The 17,435-nt window shown below is 68.3% G+C and carries 13 protein-coding genes; 5 read left to right on the top strand and 8 right to left on the bottom strand.

Annotation, left to right across the window (positions count from 1 at the left end; translation table 11 throughout):
• Positions 1-112: 112 nt before the first annotated feature.
• Both mads7 and mads6 read right to left on the bottom strand, forming a co-directional pair.
• Positions 113-1,810, bottom strand: coding sequence for a methylation-associated defense system protein MAD7 (mads7, locus tag OG802_RS25000; protein WP_329413824.1), 1,698 nt, complete (start codon positions 1,808-1,810; stop codon positions 113-115).
• Positions 1,810-6,012: a methylation-associated defense system protein kinase MAD6 gene (gene mads6 / locus OG802_RS24995; RefSeq protein ID WP_329413822.1), complete on the bottom strand. Its 4,203-nt coding sequence runs from the start codon at positions 6,010-6,012 to the stop codon at positions 1,810-1,812. Before mads6 ends, mads7 begins: the two co-directional genes overlap by 1 nt.
• Positions 6,013-6,174: 162 nt before the next feature.
• On the opposite strand from mads6, the gene OG802_RS24990 reads away from it, so the two are divergent.
• The 3 genes from OG802_RS24990 (at position 6,175) to OG802_RS24980 (ending at position 9,065) form a co-directional block, all read left to right on the top strand.
• The gene (locus tag OG802_RS24990) at positions 6,175-8,307 is read left to right on the top strand and encodes an AIPR family protein (RefSeq protein WP_329413820.1); all 2,133 of its coding nucleotides are present in this window, start codon (positions 6,175-6,177) and stop codon (positions 8,305-8,307) included.
• 126 nt (positions 8,308-8,433) lie between these two features.
• Positions 8,434-8,697 (top strand): hypothetical protein, encoded by a 264-nt coding sequence (locus tag OG802_RS24985; protein WP_329413818.1) that lies wholly within the window; start codon positions 8,434-8,436, stop codon positions 8,695-8,697.
• Positions 8,694-9,065: a hypothetical protein gene (locus OG802_RS24980; protein ID WP_329413817.1), complete on the top strand. Its 372-nt coding sequence runs from the start codon at positions 8,694-8,696 to the stop codon at positions 9,063-9,065. The genes OG802_RS24985 and OG802_RS24980 overlap by 4 nt, the downstream gene beginning before the upstream one ends.
• Positions 9,066-9,110: 45 nt before the next feature.
• Here the strand turns inward: OG802_RS24980 and OG802_RS24975 are convergent, their stop codons facing one another.
• Both OG802_RS24975 and OG802_RS24970 read right to left on the bottom strand, forming a co-directional pair.
• Positions 9,111-9,353, bottom strand: a complete 243-nt coding sequence (locus OG802_RS24975; RefSeq protein ID WP_329413816.1) for a hypothetical protein — start codon at positions 9,351-9,353, stop codon at positions 9,111-9,113.
• 62 nt (positions 9,354-9,415) lie between these two features.
• Positions 9,416-9,826 carry a hypothetical protein gene (locus OG802_RS24970; protein WP_329413813.1) on the bottom strand — a complete coding sequence of 137 codons (411 nt, stop codon included), beginning with the start codon at positions 9,824-9,826 and terminating at the stop codon, positions 9,416-9,418.
• Positions 9,827-9,978: 152 nt separating this feature from the next.
• Between OG802_RS24970 and OG802_RS24965 the strand changes: the two genes are divergently transcribed.
• Both OG802_RS24965 and OG802_RS24960 read left to right on the top strand, forming a co-directional pair.
• Positions 9,979-10,827, top strand: a complete 849-nt coding sequence (locus OG802_RS24965) for a DUF5753 domain-containing protein (protein WP_329413811.1) — start codon at positions 9,979-9,981, stop codon at positions 10,825-10,827.
• Positions 10,806-11,024 (top strand): DUF397 domain-containing protein, encoded by a 219-nt coding sequence (locus tag OG802_RS24960; RefSeq protein ID WP_329413809.1) that lies wholly within the window; start codon positions 10,806-10,808, stop codon positions 11,022-11,024. The genes OG802_RS24965 and OG802_RS24960 overlap by 22 nt, the downstream gene beginning before the upstream one ends.
• A 112-nt stretch (positions 11,025-11,136) precedes the next feature.
• Here OG802_RS24960 and mads5 read toward each other — a convergent pair whose 3' ends face one another.
• From mads5 to mads2, 4 genes are read right to left on the bottom strand one after another with little or no spacing between them, the layout of a single operon-like run.
• Entirely contained in the window at positions 11,137-12,567 is a 1,431-nt protein-coding gene (mads5, locus tag OG802_RS24955; protein WP_329413808.1) for a methylation-associated defense system restriction endonuclease subunit S MAD5, read from the bottom strand.
• A complete protein-coding gene (gene mads4, locus OG802_RS24950) occupies positions 12,564-13,325 on the bottom strand; it encodes a methylation-associated defense system protein MAD4 (protein WP_329413806.1) in 762 nt (253 codons plus the stop codon). Before mads4 ends, mads5 begins: the two co-directional genes overlap by 4 nt.
• 59 nt (positions 13,326-13,384) lie before the next feature.
• Positions 13,385-14,728, bottom strand: coding sequence for a methylation-associated defense system AAA family ATPase MAD3 (gene mads3 / locus OG802_RS24945; protein WP_329413804.1), 1,344 nt, complete (start codon positions 14,726-14,728; stop codon positions 13,385-13,387).
• Positions 14,725-16,860 carry a methylation-associated defense system DNA methyltransferase MAD2 gene (gene mads2 / locus OG802_RS24940; protein ID WP_329413802.1) on the bottom strand — a complete coding sequence of 712 codons (2,136 nt, stop codon included), beginning with the start codon at positions 16,858-16,860 and terminating at the stop codon, positions 14,725-14,727. Before mads2 ends, mads3 begins: the two co-directional genes overlap by 4 nt.
• Positions 16,861-17,435 lie beyond the last annotated feature (575 nt).

Below are 17,435 nucleotides of genomic sequence, written 5' to 3'. Positions count from 1 at the left end.
GTGTCCGGCCTCCCGGCCGCGCAGTACGGCGGCGAGCCTCGGCAGCAGAGCGTGCTCCAGGGCGTCGCGCCACTGGGCCTCGCTGATCTCGTTCAGTCCGCGTGCCATGCCGTTACCTTCCGCCCGCCGTCACTGTGCCGTCCTCGGAGATCACGAATCTGGGCGTGATCACCTGGGTGAGGTAGGCGTCGGACAGGTCGTTGTAGAAGCCGATCTCCCGCATCCGGGTGGTGAACGCCTCGGCGTTGGACCGCAGCGCCGTCTGCTCCTCGAAGCCCGGGGACGCGAAGCCGTCGGCCACAGGCAGCTGGTTCACGTACAAGCCGTAGCGGGTCCGCAGGATGTCCATGAACTCGTCCAGCCGAAGGGACACCGTGTGGTACATGAAACGGGACCTGGTGCCACGCGGGTTGGGCCTCAGCAGTGCGATCTGCACGAGCACTTCCAGCAGAGCGCTGTCCAGGACGAAACGGCGGCGGCCCCGGTAGGGCTGGGCGATGACCGCACCTTGCCGGTTCTTGAGCAGCAGCGAGTCGATGGTGTCGATGATGTAGTCGTTGTGGTATTTGCCCCGGTAGGCCATCAGCAGTTCGATGTACTGCTCGAAGAAGCCGAGTCCCATCGCGGCGTCGAGTAGCGGCCGTACCTCCTCGGGTTGCTCGTCGACGGGGGTCTCGTCGAGGAGCGCGTCCATCCTGGCGGCGAAGAACTGCTCACGCCGCTCCTTGTAGTCCTTGCCGCCGTACCGCAGCACTTCGGCAACCGTGAAGTAGCCGCCCGCCGGCTTGGCGATCTCGCCACGACCGGCCATGTGCTCGGCGAACTCACCGAGTTTGCGCACCACGTACCCGGCGCGGACGAAGCCGGGGATGCGCCGCAGCCACACCTCCGCGCTCCGCTCGGCGAGGGCGGCGGCCGGCGAGCCGGGCACCCCGGCCGCGTCCGCGAACAGTCCGACCTGGAACGGGCAGGTTCCGAAGGCGTCATGGCCCTGATCAGGACCGGCGGGGCAGTTCTCCGGCCCGCAGCCGGGCTCGGGGCCGGACCGTTCCACGAAGGACGGCAGCAGCTTCATCGTCTTCAGCTGCCCCAGGGCCAGGTGGAAGGCGAAGAGGATCTTCAGATACTCGACCATCACGATGCGGGGCAGCAGATCACGCAGGGACAGCAGCCGCAGCACGTCGTCGGCGAGCAGGTCGGACTGTCCCACACACAGCGGCGGGGCGGAGTACCAGCCCTTCACCGTCTGCGGGGTGTCCGGCTTCACCTGGCTGTTGAGGTGAAGTACGGCCTGGGTCTCGACATCGAGGCTGCCGCCGGACAGCGCCGTCCCGAGCGCCGGGTCAAGACCGTTGAAGAAGAAGCCCCGGATCCCGTCCAGGGCGAGGCCGCCCCGGCCCCCACGGGCGTGCCTCAGCATCTCGTACAGCTGTGCGTCGGCCCCGTAGGCCCGGGAGTGGTAGTAGTTGCGGAATTTGTACGTCAGGCCGTGCAGCGGACGCAGTCCCGCGACCGCCTGGCTGGGTTTGCCCCGGTTGACCATGTCCAGGAGCTGTGTCTCGATCCAGCGGCGGGCCATCTCCGGGGAATCGCCGAAACCCTGGAACCGGTCGGCGTACTTCTTGTCCAGGAACTCCTGGACGAACTTGTCGCTCGTGAGGGCGAACCGCCCGGTGAGCTTGCCAGGCTGGCCGTTGTGGTTGACGCGCATCAGGAATCCGGTGAGCACCCGGTCCATCTCGACCCGCTTGAACTCCAGGTACGACACGCCGAGGTGCCGGAATTCGCTGTCCCGCTTCCGCAGGGCCATCAGTCTCTCCCCGTTCCCGTCCCCGTGCCGTGCGCTGACTCGACCGGCGCGAGCCGCAGCGCCCCGTCCGCCAGACGACTGATCCGGTGCGGCACACTGCCGGGCGCCGTCAGCAGCACCTCCTGGTACGGGGTGGCCGACAGAGCGTTCTTGAACACCGTGAGCGCCAGATTCTGGCCCTGCCGGTCCTCGACGCCCGGCTGGTAACCGGTGTGGAGCCTGATCAGCAGCTCGTACAGGTCGAGCCTGACCACGAGTTCGGCACTGTGCCGCCGCCCCCCGTCGGGGTCCTCGTAGCGCACGATCAGCTCACGGGAGCTGGTCTCCACATACCGTGAGGCCGCCGGAACCCCGATGGCCAGCGTGAACCGGTCGGCGGGGAACAGCCGGTAGCTGCGGACGCTCCCACCGGGGACCGCTCTGACCTGGAGCGCGAGTGCGGGCCGGCCGTCCAGGGCCGCGCCTGGCAGCCCCTCGCCCCGGTTGACGGCCTCGATGATCCGCTCCAGCTCGGCGGGGCCCGGCTCGCCGCCGGTGAGCAGGTCCAGGAACCGGCCGCCCGCGTGATAGCTGAGCATGCTCTTCCAGCGACCGTCGTCGAGGCTTTCGAAGTAGAAGCGCCGCCGGGCGGCAGCGAGGTAGGCCCGGTGCGCGGAGGCCGCCCGTACGTCAGCCGACGGGGTGCGCGGCAGCGCGGCGAAGCGGTCTCTCAGCAGCTCGGCGTCGTGGTCGCCGCGCCGATCGACGGCGACCAGGCTGTGGCCGCCTTCCGGCCCCACATAGTCCAGCTTGCGATCCAGTTGCGGGTCCGGGACCGTGGCGATGTCCAGCTCGCGCAACTGGCCGAGCAGCCGGTCCGGTTCGCCGCCGCCATCCGTGTGCAGGCCCGCCCAGCTGGTGAAGTAGAAGCCGTCCAGGCGTTCCTGGACGCTGTCCGGCCGCTCGTAGAGCTCGTGGATCTGCGCACAGTCCCGGCCCGAGGTGAGCGTGTAGGCGAGAGCAGACCGCAGGTCGCGCAGGGTGATGTGCAGCCGCCCGCGCAGATGGGTCATGCGGTACAGCGACGCCAGTCGCTCGGTGACCTGGGGTCCGGCTGCCGGGTGAGCGAAGGTCTGCGCGTTGTGCCGGGCGTAGCAGCGGGGCGCGAGGTCGCAGGAGGCACAGGCGGCCCAGTGCTTGGCGTCCGTCATCACGCCGATCATGTGGTGCAGGATCGACTCTCCGGCGCCCCCGGGATCGGCGACCACGTCCCGGGCGTTGAGATTGACCACCGCGACGCCGTGGGCGGCCGCACCGGATCCCAGTCCCGTGCGGATGGTCCCGGCCAGCAGCGGATAGGTGTCGTCGTGCTCGGTGACGAAGTCGACCAGGCGCCCTTCGTTGATGGCGATCAGGCGGGTCTCTCCGTCCGGCCAGGCGTCCGGGTCTGCGCCCCTGTAGGGGGCGAGGAAGGCGTCGAGCACGGTGTCGTTGTCCTGCTCGCCCTCGTCCTGGCTGCCGTCGTGGTTGGTACGGAAGGTCCGGCCCTGGAAGACGAAGTCGTCGCCGTTGACCCGTTTCTCCCCTCGGGTCGCTCCTCGCTTGACCGCCTCGACGACGAGCTGTTCGAGGAACGCCGTCTTGCCGTCCCCCGCGTTGCCGGTGATGACGACCAGCCGGTGTTCCCCGGCCAGAACGGCGGCGCGCAGCCGGGTGTCGAGGGCCGTGGCCACGTAGAGCGGGAATTCCGCGGGGTCGAGCCCGCGCGTTCCCGCGTTGGTGCGGGTGCTCTGGCTGTACAGCGTCTGGAGGTGGCTGACGAAGGAGTTGGTGTTGGCGGTCTGCGGCACGTGCGACACGGCCGGCAGGGCATACGCGAGGCCACTGTGCGGGTCGGCCGGTGCGATCCTCACCTCGCCCATGGCCCGTACGGCGGTCAGGAACGCCTCGGCGTCGGCGAAGCGGTCGGCCCTGCGTGGTGCGATCGACCGCAGCAGCACGTCGGCGAAGGCCTGGCTTAGATCACCGAGGCCGGCGATCTTCCGGGGGTCGAGGCCGCGCTCGTCGCGGGGCGGCTGCCGTTGGCCGGGCCAGGGGTAGTCCCCGGTCAGTGCCATGTAGGCGGAGATTCCCAGGGCGTACAGGTCGAGGTCGGCGAGTTCCGCGCGGGTGGGACGCTGCCGGTGGACGGCGTCCGGGGCGTAGTAGCGCGGTGAGCCGAGGGTGGGGGTGAGGGTGGAGTCCACCGAGACCGCGGCGTTGAAGTCCAGCAGCCTGGTGCCCTCGGGCGTCCACAGCAGGTTGCTGGGCTTGATGTCGCAGTGGTAGACGCCGTGCTCGTGGAGGTGTCCGAGCCCGCTGAGGCAGTCCTCCAGCAGCCGTTTCACATCGGCGGCGCCGAGTCGGCGCTCTCGGCCGGACACGACCTGGAGGTCATGCCCTTCGGCGAACTCCAGGCGCAGATAGGGAAATCCGCCCTTGGGCAGCCAGTCGGCGTCGATGACCTTGACCAGGTTCGGGTGGGGCGGCAGCTGGCGCAGGATGCGGTACTCGAGTTTCAGCCGGGTCTCGACCGACTCCCGGTCCTTGGTGATGATCTTCAGGACCTCGTCGGTGTCGTCCAGGGTGTTGAACACCTGGTAGACCACGCCGAAGCTGCCCCGGCCCAGCTCCTTGCGGACACGGAACTTCTCCGTGAGCCGGAAGCCCGCCGGCAGGTCGTAGAAGCTGGTCGGGCTGTTCCAGTCGAAGGGTTCGTCGGGCTCCCCGGGAGGCGCCTGAGGCCCCGCGCCTCGGCCACGTCCGCTCCCGCCCGAGCCAGCCCGCAGCAACTGCTCCAGCTCGGCGACGGCCGTCCGCGCGTCGGGCCGCCGCGCCGGGTCGGCGTCGAGCAGGCGTCTGATCAGGTCCCGGATCCCGGAGTCGATCCCGTCCGTTTCACCGAGACTGTCGACGAGCCGGTTTCCGCCGGTCACCGCCGGCAGTTCACCGGTGTACAGCTCGTGGAAGAGGACTCCGGCGGCAAAGACGTCCGACGCCGTCCCGAACCCCTGCGGCCCCTGCAGACACTCCGGCGCCAGGTAGGCGGCGTCATGGCGCGCGTACGCGTCCATCACCACCGTGCCTGCCCGGCGCTGCCCGGTGTGGGCGTAGTCGAAGCCGGTGATCATGGCGGTGCCGTTGCGGTCCACCAGCACCGTGTCCGGGGTGAGGTTGCGGTGCACCACCCGGTAGCTGTGCGCCGTCGCGAGCCCCGACAGCACCCCGGACACCACCCGGCGCTTGGCGTCCGCGCCGAGCACGGCGCGGCCAGCGGCGGCGCCGCCCGTGCCCATCCGCACGCGCAGCGCCTCCGCGTGCACGTCCTTGAGGACCACCGCGTACCCGCTCTCGTCCTCCAGCTGGACGACGTCGACGCACGGCACGATGTTGCGGCTGGGCGGCAGCTTGTTGAGCGCCTGCAGCGGATTGCCGATCTTCTCCCGCGCCCGGGTGTGCTCCTCCTCCGGCAGCAGCGGGTCCACGGTGTGCACCTGGACCAGGTACGTCCCCGTGTTCGGCTGGTCGGACCGCACCGCCCGGTACACCGACACCCGGTCCGCGTCGTCCGCCGCCTCGCCGCCCGCCTCGGCCAGCGTCTCCCTGGCCTCGTAGATCCCGAACCGCCGCGGCCCGGACCGGGGCCGGTACACCGCGCCCAGGGTCCGCGCGATGTCCTCGTGCAGGGGGGTGATGGGCAGTACGGGCCGGCCGTTGGACGGCTGATGCCCCTGGAGGAAGGGCACCAGGTCCCTCAGCAGGACCGTGCTCTTCTCGTCCTTGCCGTCCGCGTCGACCAACTGCGAGTCGTCGTACGGGAGGATCACCAGCTCCTCGCACCACACCGAGCCCATCTGCGACGAGGCGCGCGACTGGCGGAGCAGGCTCGCCACCGTCTTGGCGTGCTCGCGCACCTTGCGCACAGGACTCGGGTACGGCTGACGCCCCTGAGGGAACCACCGGGGCCCGTGCACCTCGATACGGCCGTGGGTGCCCTTGGTGTCGGCGATGTAGCAGGCACGGTCGGTGAGGATCGCGAGATCGATCTCGAAGGTCTGCCGATGCCGGACGATCTCGAAGTTGTGGATCACGGTCCAGTCGGCCGGAGCCTTGTCCCGCAGGTGCCGCAGCACCATGCTCTCGGCGTCGTTGACGGGCTCGCCGACCCTGATGATCCTTGCCATGCGCCGCCCCCGGCCCCCGTCCCTGCTGGTCAAGCGGATGCGGGTGTGATGTGCACCGCACCACCATGTGCGCGAGTCACTTTAGTCCCAGGCCAAGGGCAAATTCAGGCGCTCCTGCCTCGATAGGGTGATTGTCGGCCAGGTCGGCAACGGGGAGGGCACATGTCGAATCCGGTTCACGTCCGCAATCTGCGCAAGCAGCTCAACGAGCGCTTCCTGCCGCTGATCAGCACGACGGACGTCTCGGAGCACGAGAAGGACAAGAAGTTCCTCAGCCGGGCCGTCGCCGCGCTGGCGGTCAAGAGCGAGACGGGATGCGGCGACCGGGACGCGGCGCTCTCGGTGATCGACGGCCGGGACGACTGGGGTATCGACGCCGTGGCCGTCGAGCAGCGCGGCAACCGCCACCACGTCACCCTGATCCAGGCCAAGTGGAGCGACAAGGCGACAGCGGGCTTCGGGCAGAACGAGGTGGATCACCTCCTGCGTGGGCTTGACTACCTGCTCAACCTGGAGTTCGGCAAGTTCAACAGGCGTATCGAGCCACATACGGAAGCCCTGGAACGGGCGTTGGAGAGCGGTTCCCCCAGAGTGACGCTCATCCTCGCCCTGGTGACGGACACCGACCTGCACCCCGACACCCGGCATCTACTCAAGACCGAACTGGCCAAGCGCAATTGGGGCCACACCGGGGAGGAGATGGTGGACTACAAGGTCGTCGACCTGCGCGGTCTGTACCGCGAGATCCTCGGTGAGCACGCCGAGCGGAAGATCACCTTGGAGGCGTGGCTCGATAGCGTCGGTATGGAAGAGGTCCCCTACCGGGCCTTCTACGGCACCATGTCCGCCGAGGACATCGCCGCCTGGTACGACGAGCACGAACGCCACCTGTTCGCCCGCAACATCCGTGACTCGCTCGACTCCAGCGATGTCAACGAGAAGATCCACAGCACGCTTCTGGAGCGGCCCGAGGACTTCTGGTACTTCAGCAACGGCATCACCCTGGTCTGCGACCGTATCGTGAAGAAGGGCAGGGGCGAGGTCCGGCCCGGTGCCGGTGCCGGGTTCGTGCTGGAAGGCGCCAGCGTGGTCAACGGTGCCCAGACGGTGGGCGCGATGTCCCGCGCGATGCTGCGAAACGCCTCGTCCGCCCGTCGGGGCCGGGTGCTCGTCCGGCTCATCTCCCTCGAAGAGTGCCCGGACGGCTTCGGGGACGAGGTCACGATCAACACCAACACGCAGAACCCGATCGAGGAGCGGGACTGGAAATCCAGGGACCCGATCCAGATCGCCCTGCGGGACGACTTCGCCCTGACGCTGAGAAGTACGTACGTCGTCAAACGTGGTGAGCCCGCGCCCGAGCCCGACAGCGGCACCACCATGACCGAGGCAGCGATCGCCCTCGCGGCAACCCACCGTGCCGCCGAGATGGCGGCGCGAGCCAAGAGGGACGTCTCACTGCTCTGGGAGAAGGAGAACTACCGCGCACTGTTCGGCTCGGGCGCGGGCAACTCGCTCGGCGCGCTGAGAGTATGGCGCTGCGTACAACTGCTGCGCGCGGTGCAGTCCGCGCTGGCCGTCCAGAGCGACAACCTCTTCGGCCGTGCGGCCAGCGCCGCCAGCAACGGCGATCTGCTGATCACCCACGTGATCTTCCAGGTCCTGGACACCACCGACATCGAGAAGGAAGGCGCGGACTGGGACTCCCGGCTCGCCCTGGTGCCGGACCTCGTCGAGCGGGCCCTCGGCTGGCTGGTAGCCACGGTCGACGTGGCGTACGGCCGCAACAGCCAGATGCTGACCGCGATGCGCACGTTCGAGCGGGTCCGCCTGGTCGTACGACGTGTCGTGGATGGCATGCGCTCCGGTGAACCCGCCCCCGACAATGCCGATTACCGGGTGGAGGAGCGGGTTCAGGGCAAGCGCGCCCGCTCGACCAATGCCGTGAGCCTCATCGTCAAGTCGGCTCGGATCACGGACGGCACCCCCGTGGAGTTCCGTCCCGTGACCCGGCCGGACCGGCAGGGCCTGTCCGCCTGGCTGGCGGCCGATCCGGCCCGGGGCCGGGCGGAATGGCAAAACAACACGTCCAAGCCGCTGGTCTGGGCCGGGGACGGCGAGTCGTACGCCCCCAGCACACTCGTCCGCAAGATGCGGAAGGAAGCCATGAACAACAACCAGCAGGTACAGGGCACTCTCTACTGGCACGTGGTCGGTGAGGGTTCACTCGTCGATCTGGCGGCGGAGCTGCGGGCCGAGGACGAGCTGGACGTGGTCGACGACCAGCTCGGGTGAGCACGGCGGCCTTGACCGACGTCGGGACCTGAAGGAGGTCGTTGGCCGTGGACGTGTCCAGGGCGCGAGCAAGGTCACTCTTCAAGCACAGACACCGGACAAGGTATTCATTGGTATTCTCCCTCTATGGCTGACACCACTATCAAGATCGACGAAGGCATAAGAGATCGCCTTCGCACGCTGGCCGAAGAGCGCGGAATGAGTACCCGCGCGTACGTGGAACGCGTTGTCGCGGCAACTCCCACCGAAGGCGAGCGGGCCGAGCGGACAGCACGGGCGATCGCGTACGTCCGCGCGAACCTGCGGCCGGATCTGACCGATGAGGACGTGCGCGAGGCTCAGGCCTGGCGAGCGGAAATCGCCGCGGGCCGCTTGGGGGAGCGCCGGTGATCATCCTGGATCACACGGCGGTGGTCGCCCTGTGCAGGGGGCATCGCCTGCTGTCCGGACTGGCCGTGGTCGAGGTCGACGATCCGCTTCAGCGCGCGCACGTCCCCGCATTGTGTCTGTTCGCGGCAAGCCAGGAGCTTCCTGGTGCGGCGGCGCACACGGGGGCGCTTCCCGGCCTGGAGTTCCTGCCCCTCGACTTCGCGGGAGCGGCCGCCGTGGAACAGGCGACCGTCGCGGGCGTCGACTGGCGGCACGCGCACGCGCTCTACGCTTCGGCGGCCGGCCAGGGCGAGGGTCAGGTACTGACCGCGACCCCGGAGGCGTACGACGGCACGGGCGTATGGGCGGTGGACATCGGCAAGCCGTGAGACCGGTCCGGGTGAGCTCGGTGAGGCTTGAGCCGGCATCGGCCCTCACGACAGCGGTACGACGTCTCCCGGGTCGGTGGTCCACTCACGGCCGCCGCCCACCGGACGGATGAAGGCGAGCAGCCGGGGCGGCCGGACGACGGAACCCGGGACCGGCCGGCTGTCCGGGGGCTCGTAGGGGAGCACGTCCCGCAGGGTGCCCTGGCGACCGGTCGCCGTGTCCCGGACCAGGGTGCCTACGGGGATGCCGGGCAGTCCGGCGGCGGGGGTGTACGCGCTCGCGTTCACTTTCTCGTTCGCTTTCGGTGACGGGTCCAGTGGGTTCTGCTGGTCCGGTGGGTTCCGGCGGCTCACAGGATCTCGCCCCGGCTACGGGCGTTGGCGCGGGCCACGCGTGGGCCCAACTCCTCGCCCGCGCAGGCCGGTTCGACGTCCTCCGGCCGCGCCGCCCACTCCAGGCCGCCGCCCTTGGGACGGAGGTGCACCTGCCCGCCCGTACGTTCCATCACCACGCCGTAGCGATCCCTTCTGGTGTCGTACGCCAGGTCGCCGACGGCCGGTGACGATGGCGGTTGCGGTACGGCTCCGGCGGGGGGTGCGCCCGGGACGTAGACCGGGCCGATGTCGCGCGAGCCGATCCAGAACCCGTCGTAGTCGGAGGCGGGTCGGGCGGGCGGACGGTCCGGACCGGGGATGGGGCTGGGGCTGGGGGCAGGGCCGGTGGTGAGGGTGGGAGCGTCGGGCGACTGGGCAGCGTCCATCAGGGATCTCCGAGAACGAGGGTGCGTGCGAGCGGCGGGAATCACCGTTCGTGCCTCTATCGTCACCATCCGTCGCTACTCTCGACAGGGGTGATCCGTCCCCTCCGGGGACCTGGAACAGCGAGAATCACGGGACCAAGGAGGACCGACGGATGACGGTTGGCGCACGTGACCTCGAACCCGCGCGCTCGGCACGGGAGTTGTACGGAACCGAACTGCACCGGCAGCGGCAGCTGGCCCGGATGTCCCTGGACCGCCTCTCGGACGTCGTCAACTACAGCAAGACGCATCTGCACGGCGTGGAGACGGGGGAACGGCTGCCGCTGCCGCCGATCTCCGAGAAGCTGGACGCGGCGTTCGGGACCGGGGAGTTGTTCCAGGGGTTGTGGGGGGTCGTCAAGCGGGAACACACGCCCAGGCGGTTCGACCACTGCTTGGAGCTGGAGGCGAAGGCGGCGCGGATTCAGGAGTTCGGGGCCAGCATTGTTCCTGGGCTGCTTCAGACGGAGGCATATATGCGGGCACTGTTCCGCGAGTGCAACCCTGGAGCCGGCGTAGCGGAGATCGACAGCCTCGTAGCAGCTCGCCTGAGCCGCCAGGAGGTTCTACGCGGAGACAACCCACCGGATTTCTGGTGGATCCTCAACGAGGCGGCCGTCCGGCAGGCAGTCGGCGGCCCAGCTGTGATGTACGAGCAACTCGAAGCGCTCCTACCGCTGGTGCAAACCGGGCGCACAACGATTCAGGTCGTCCCATTCAGCGCCGGGGCCTGCGCCCTGATGAACGGCACGCTCATCCTGCTCACGCTCCCTGACAACTCCACGACCGTCTACCAGGAAGGCGCCGGGAGTGGGGAAGTCTTCGACGACAGGGAGACCGTCACCCGGCGACTGCGGGAGTACGATCGAATGAAGGCCTGCGCCCTGCCGCCGCGGGGGTCCGCGGCATTGATCGAAGCAGCGATGGAGAACTTCAAGCCATGCGAGCCACCCCAGATCTGAGTGCCGCCCTGTGGCGCAAGTCCAGCTACAGCGGCGGGGAACAAGGCGACGCCTGCGTGGAGGTAGCCGACGGCATCCCGGTCCTCGTCCCCGTCCGCGACAGCAAGACCCCTCTCGCTCCTGTGTTGGCCTTCGCGCCGGACGCCTGGGGCCCGTTCGTCGCCGCCCTCAAGAACGGCACGACACCTGCCGTCTGACGCCTCCACCCACGCCCCGGTCCGCAGTGGGCCGGGATACCGATACACCCAAGGCTGTTCCATGAGCTCGTGGGGAACAGCACCCCATTATCCACGTCGAGCAGACTCAAGCTCACGCGGTCGTGCTGTGCTCCAACACCGCCTGCTCCAGAAGCGCCAATGCCCAGTCTTCGTAGACATCGGCCTCGTCGCGCTTCCGGTATGCGGTACGAATCGTTTGCTCAATGTGTTCCCGGTCCGTCGCGGTGAGAACTGGCACCGCGATGTCGCCGCACAAGCCAGTGTGAATGTCCTGCTGCTTGCCACCTGTGGACATAGAACGCAGGGTCCTAAAAATCGCCTCAGAACGGAAAAAGGCGAACAGATAGGCTCCGGAGATTTCCGAGCCTCCAGGACGGATTCGCAAGAAGTGCTCCGAGAAGGCATGCCTCAGCCAGGAGCCAGTAGCGAAGACAGGGCGAGCGAAGACCTCGTTTTCGCCCAACGTTCCCTGCGAAGCAATAAGAATCGTCTCATCTCGCGCCAACACCGCAGGGGACGTCTTCGCCTTGCTGATCCAACGCCCTTCCGGGCGCATCCAGAATGCCTGCCGCTGACCCACCAACTTGTAGCTGTGTTGCGGCCCCACGGCGCCATCCACCCGCGTGAATCGTAGCCCCCGACTCAGCTGCCCACCCGCGCAGATGTCACGAAGAAGCACATGATCCGCATCCCGCAACTTGCGCAGGATCCGACCTGCCCGCGGCTGATAATTGAGCGCCCGCAGAGTCGTCGACGTGATCCCCCGCTGCGCGAACCCCAGATCACGAGGCTGCTCATGCCACCGCAGGTCGAGCAGCTCCTCCAGCCCTGCCCTGGTGAACAGGTCCGTGGTCGCCGCCTCCAGCCCGGCCTGGAACTCCACCCGAAGCCGCGCCGCCTCTTCCACAAGCTCGTGGATACTCTGCTCCACCTCCGGAGCGAACCGCGGCACGGGCAGGCTCGTGATGTGGTGCGGCTCGATGTGCTGGATGATCGCGCCATACGCCTGGCTTGTGATCATGGGAATGCCGAAGCGGCTGCGCAGAAAGGTGTTGAGGTAGCCGGACGGCACACGGTCCGGGTTCGGCTGGACCTTCATTACGTGCTGGGAGGACCAGATACCCCGCATGTCGGTCCGCACGTACGACATGCGCCCGATGGTCCCCGAGCAGGAAATCAGAGTCATGCCCGGCTGGATATCGAGATAGGGAAACTTATTGGCTACTTCATGGCTGAGCAACGGCAGGTGAGTGAGATCGGCCTCCATCATGTCGGTGCTACCGAGGAACGGAACGCCGATCTCGGGATCGTTGACATACACGCGGCTGAACTTCGGGCCGTTGAAAACCCCCCCGTTGTGCCCCTTGGTCAGTTCCGCCAAGGGGTCCTTGTCCACGGGCAGCCGCTTCAGCAACTGCCTAGCGGCGAACGCCCCCGACAGATAAGGCGCCGCGTCCAGCCGCAGCCCCTGTTCCGCGAGCCAGCCGATCTTTACCGGGTTGTCGTGGGACGCGATCTTCACTGCGTGTGCTCCGTCTGTTCCGTGTTGTCCACCGCGTAAGTCGATGCGTCAGCCGATGCGTGAGTCGTCACGGCTCGTCCGTCCGTGGCCGGGAACCACTCGGCGAGCGTGGCCGTCAGCAGCCGGAACGACTCGTCCGTGCACCCCCGCACCGACGGCAGCGCCAGGGCCAGCCGCTTGAAGATGCCGTTGAGCATGTCACGGCTGTACCCGTTCTCGTACAGGTACTCCACCGCCTTCTTCGGGTCGAGCGGCTTGTCGGCTCCGGCCTGCCACAGGCCCGCCTCCGCCAGTACTTCCCTGGGGGTGCGGTCGCCGCCCTTCGCCGTCCACAGCAGGACCTTCTTGACCAGGTCGGGGTAGTCCACCCAGAACCAGTTCTCCAGCTCCGGCTCGATGACAATGACGGCGAACTGCTCCCAAGTGCCGTCGAGTTGGGCGGAGATCCGCTCGCGGATCTTGTCCGGGGCGAGGGGGTTGTCGTAGGCGTGGTCCACGACGACGATCGCGCGGCGGAACTCGTGCCTGCGCCGGTTGAGGATCAGCCCGGCTTCCTTCTTCACCAGTCCGGGATCGTGGCCGCCGGCGCGCACGATGTCGGTCTTGGGGTTGAAGTCGAAGTCGGCGCAGCGGAGCTTGTGAGGGAAGTCCGGTCGTCCGAAGAAGGCGCCGATCATGGCCTCCATGCCCTTGTCCGCGACCAGGAACACCAGTTCCCGCTTGGTCTCCTCGGCAACCGGGGCGGCCTGCCGGGGCACGACGGGTGTCGCGGGGCTCCCCCGCCCTGCGGCGCGGTTCCGTCTGGCGTTGGCGCGGGTCACTCGAACACCCCCGTGGCGAAGAGGGTGCCGAGGTCGAGATCGTCGAGTCCGGCCCGCCAGTCGGCCATCCGGGGGTGCTGGTCGCCGCGTACGACGGTGACCGCGCCGGTGGCCGGATCCATGCGGGTGGCGAGTACGTCCGCGAGGCCGACGTTGGCCAGCACCAGGGGTGACTGGGTGGCCACGAGTACCTGGCTGCCGCGTACGTTCCGCAGGGCCTGCATGACGATCTCGATGGCCTGCGGATAGATGCCGTTCTCCGGTTCCTCGGTCAGCAGCAGGGCAGGGGTGCGGGGCAGGTACGGGAGCAGGGTGAGCGCCAGTACGCGCAGGGTGCCGTCGGAGAGGCCGGAGGAGGTGACCTGGTAGCCGCCGGAGTAGGTCACACGGAAGTAGGCGTGGCGGTCCTCCTCCCGCTCGACGACCTCCACCTGCTCCACCTGGGGCAGGGCGAGCTGGACGAGATCGACCCAGGCGCCGTACAACTCAGGGTCCTCGCGGCTGAGCTGGAGCGCGAGCCAGGGGGTGTTGCGGCCCTGGGTGTCGAGTGCCGGTTCTCGGCCGGCGGGCGGGGCGGCCTGACGGAGAGCGGACCACTCGGGGTCGTAGAGGACGGCGCCGTCCCGGAGAAGGTTTTGGAACCACAGCGCGGCCGGGAACTGGGTGTCGTCGAAGGGAACGTTGGCCAGGGCCAGGCTGCTGTGCTGGCTCTGGAGGGAGAGCTGGGGCGCGCGGCCGGTCTCGTCGGTGAAGCGGACCACCGTGCCGCCGGTGCGGGCGAACACCGGGCGCCAGGATTCCTGCCAGGGGTATTCGACCCGGCGCGGGCGACGGCCGCTGCCCGGGATGACCACGGTTTCGTCGGGGTCGTCGAACATTTTCTGACGCGGTACGGGGCGTACGGGGTTCTCCTCGTGGAAGAGCACCAGATACTCACCCGCGATCTCCATGCCCAGACCGCTGTCCACCGGCGCGAGATGGAGTTCGTACCGCAGGTGCGTGGGAACCGGGAACCGCGGGTCGCGTGAGGATTCGGCGATCGCGTCGGCGATCTCCCCCGGGAGGATGGCCTCGACGGCGAAGCCGAAGCCGCCTCCCTGGCCCCGGTGCGCCGACTCGGCGAGGGACAGCGCGCGCGGCGGCCGGCCGGTGGACGGAGAGGGGGCCAGGAAGGCGTCCGCGATCTGCCGGACGGTGAGCAGGTCACGGAGCAGGACGGGGATGTCCAACAGGGTGCTCTTGCCCGAGCCGTTGGCCCCGGCGAGGACATGGAAGCGGGACAGATCGATGGCGAGATTCTCGAAGCAGCGGTAGTTGTAGGCCTCGATGCGAGTGATCACGTACGGGCCTTCCAGGGGAACTCGTGCGCGTGCCGCTTCACGAACTCGTGGTACTCCTCCGCGATCTTGGGAAGGTCGTTGTCGACGATGGGGCGCTGACGCTTGAAGGTGCGCAACACCTCGCGCTGCCCGATGCGCAGAACCTCCGTCTCCTCGTACTCCTCGGTGATCACGTCCCCTTCGGGAGAGCGGACCAGGACCGGGTTCCCCCGGCGGTCGACTCCCACCTTCTCGGCGACCGCCATGAACACCGGGTAGTCGGCCGCGCCGTACATGCCCTCTTCCTGCTTCTCCTGCTCGGTCTTGCGGCGCAGGAAGAGCAGCGTGGTGAGGATGTTGACGTTGGCCTCGACGATGAAGGTCTCCACCGGCAGCTCGATGCTGGCCATGACCCAGCACTCCTGAAGGATGAGCCTGCGTGCGGCCTCGTCCGACGGGCCCGGGTTGGACAGGATGCCGTTGGGCAGGACGATGCCGATACGGCCGCCGGGCTTGACCCACTCGATGGCACGCTGGACGAAGAGCTGTTCCGGGGCGACGGCCGAGGCGGGAACGGTCGACGGCTTCAGCGTGCCGTCCTTCTCCCGGGAATAGGACCAGGCGACGCCCCACTTACGGGCACGCGCACGGTACTTGCCCAGGACGGCGGCCTCGGAGAAGGGGATATCGGCGCCGAACGGCGGGTTCGTCATCAGGACATCCACATTGCCCAGCTGGATCTCCGGGACCTTCCGCGCTTCCTCGTTGCCCGGCAGATGGCCGTCGGGGAAGGCGATCGAGTCCATCTGGAAGGCGTTGCCGGCGACGTCCGTGAGCATCATGACGCTCATCGCGGTGGCCCGGCGCAGGAACGGGTCGAAGTCGGCGCCGAAGATGTGCCCGCGCGCGTAGTCCGCCAGCTTCCTGCGCAACGGGGGCAGGATCTGTGCGTACTGCTGACTGGTGAAGGTACCGTTCTTGGGCTTCCACTGGTCCAGCAGGTGGTTCAGGGTCTCGCGGAGGAAACCGCCCGTGCCGCAGCAGGGGTCGAAGACGGTCTCGTGCTCCTTGGGGTCGAGGATGTCCACCATCAGTCGCACGGCGCCGGTGGGGGTGAAGTACTGCCCGCGGTCACCGCGCAGGTTGTCACCCACGAGTTCCTGGTACGCCACGCCCTTCGCGTCGATCGGTGTGGCATACAGGTTGAAGGGAGCCAGCTCGCCGGTGATGAAGGTGAGGGCCGCGGACGACAGGGTCAGCTCGTCGCGGTGATCGAACAGGAGCTGGTCCGCGTAGAACTTCCTGACCTCTTCGAACAGTTCCTTTATGCGTGCGGCGACCGCGGGGCTGCCCGTGTGTCCCTCGGGATCCAGGTCTTCGATACCCACTCGGAAGCGCGGCGTCCGGCCGTTCTCCCGGACCAGCCGCTCGTCATGGATCTTGGCGAACAGCACATACAGGAACTGCCAGAAGGCGGCGTCCTTGGGCAGGCCCTCATTGCCGTGGATGAAGTTGTGGCAGCGCCGGAAGGCGAAGCGGAGCATGTACTCGTCGGCATGGCGCATCTCCGCCAGTGAGGAGGCGTCCCGCGTGGCGTCGAACTCCTCGGCGTCGCCGCTCGGCCAGTTCGGCAGCGGGTGGAACTCCGGCTCGAAGCGGGTGTCCTTGCGCTCGACGAAGTACAGGTCCTTGTCATCGGTCCACATACCGAGCGTGCACGACGGCCCGGCGGCGAGCATCAGTTCGCGAAGCTCCGCCAGCTGAGCGTCCGCCTGGGCGTAGGTGCGGATCTTGGTGACGGTACGGCTGCCCTTGGGGCGGGCCTTGGTCACGACGATGCGCTTCAGGGTTTGCAGGCTCTTCGGCTTGCCGTGCTCGAAGATCGCGATACTGGCGCGCCTGCGGCTCGTCCGCCCCGTCTCGGCGTTGGGGACCTGTAGCCCGTAGTCGCGAACCATGTCGTCGGGGTTGATGCCGTACTGGTGGACGAGCACCTTGGCGATGCGCTGACGGACGACCTCGGCCTCGGTCAGTTTGACGACATCCTTGTTGCTGATGTAGTCGATCGTCTCGTCGTCGCCGAGCCTGCGTGGGGGGCCGGCCTGATCGGAGCCCTCTTTGGACCCGCCCTTGCCCCCCGGCCTTTCCGGCATCGGAATTCCGAGGTCCAACTGCTCGTCCGCCATGTGTACCGTCTGCTCCGTCCCGACCTTCGCCGACCCTGCCGTCAAAGGGGCCCGCGTACGCTGCGAGCCCCACCTTAGTAGCAGCTCCCCGCACGGCCAGCGGCTGTCGGTGACTGCCGGCCAGGATGACCGGGCGGTGGCCTTCGTTGGCGAACCCGCCCGGCGTCCCGGCTCAGGGGCCGGCAGCCGCATAACTCCCCAGCCACCCCACGGCCACCCGGTCCCCGCCCCTGGTGAAAACAGCGGCGCCGCCGTTGCCGTACGGGCCCTCGCCGTGCCGTCCGGCGGCAGGAGCAGCGTGCTCCCCCCGCCTTCGCCGATACGCAGGGTGGTCGTAGCGCCGTTCCACAGCCGGATCACCGCTCCCGGCGGCGCCGCCACCCGGACTTCGCCGTCGTCCTCCCGAAGGTCCAGGCGAATCCTGGTGGCGTGCTCCCCGAGCAGCGCCCGGTAGCGGTCCGGGGCAGGCCCCAGTCACCGAGCGGAGTCGTGCCGCTCCAGTCGGGGGCGTCGACGTCGCGGACCTGGGCCGCGCGCCACGG

Source organism: Streptomyces sp. NBC_00704 (genome assembly GCF_036226605.1).
Classification (GTDB): Bacteria; Actinomycetota; Actinomycetes; order Streptomycetales; family Streptomycetaceae; genus Streptomyces.
This window is presented reverse-complemented; position numbering and strand designations above follow the sequence as displayed.

Bases quoted from the DNA above. Each gene is read 5' to 3' on its own strand.
- OG802_RS24960 (WP_329413809.1), top strand. From the start codon at position 10,806: ATGCGAGCCACCCCAGATCTGAGTGCCGCCCTGTGGCGCAAGTCCAGC.
- mads2 (WP_329413802.1), bottom strand. From the start codon at position 16,860: ATGCCGGAAAGGCCGGGGGGCAAGGGCGGGTCCAAAGAGGGCTCCGAT.
- OG802_RS24970 (WP_329413813.1), bottom strand. From the start codon at position 9,826: ATGGACGCTGCCCAGTCGCCCGACGCTCCCACCCTCACCACCGGCCCT.
- mads6 (WP_329413822.1), bottom strand. From the start codon at position 6,012: ATGGCAAGGATCATCAGGGTCGGCGAGCCCGTCAACGACGCCGAGAGC.
- OG802_RS24990 (WP_329413820.1), top strand. From the start codon at position 6,175: ATGTCGAATCCGGTTCACGTCCGCAATCTGCGCAAGCAGCTCAACGAG.
- OG802_RS24965 (WP_329413811.1), top strand. From the start codon at position 9,979: ATGACGGTTGGCGCACGTGACCTCGAACCCGCGCGCTCGGCACGGGAG.
- mads7 (WP_329413824.1), bottom strand. From the start codon at position 1,810: ATGGCCCTGCGGAAGCGGGACAGCGAATTCCGGCACCTCGGCGTGTCG.
- OG802_RS24985 (WP_329413818.1), top strand. From the start codon at position 8,434: ATGGCTGACACCACTATCAAGATCGACGAAGGCATAAGAGATCGCCTT.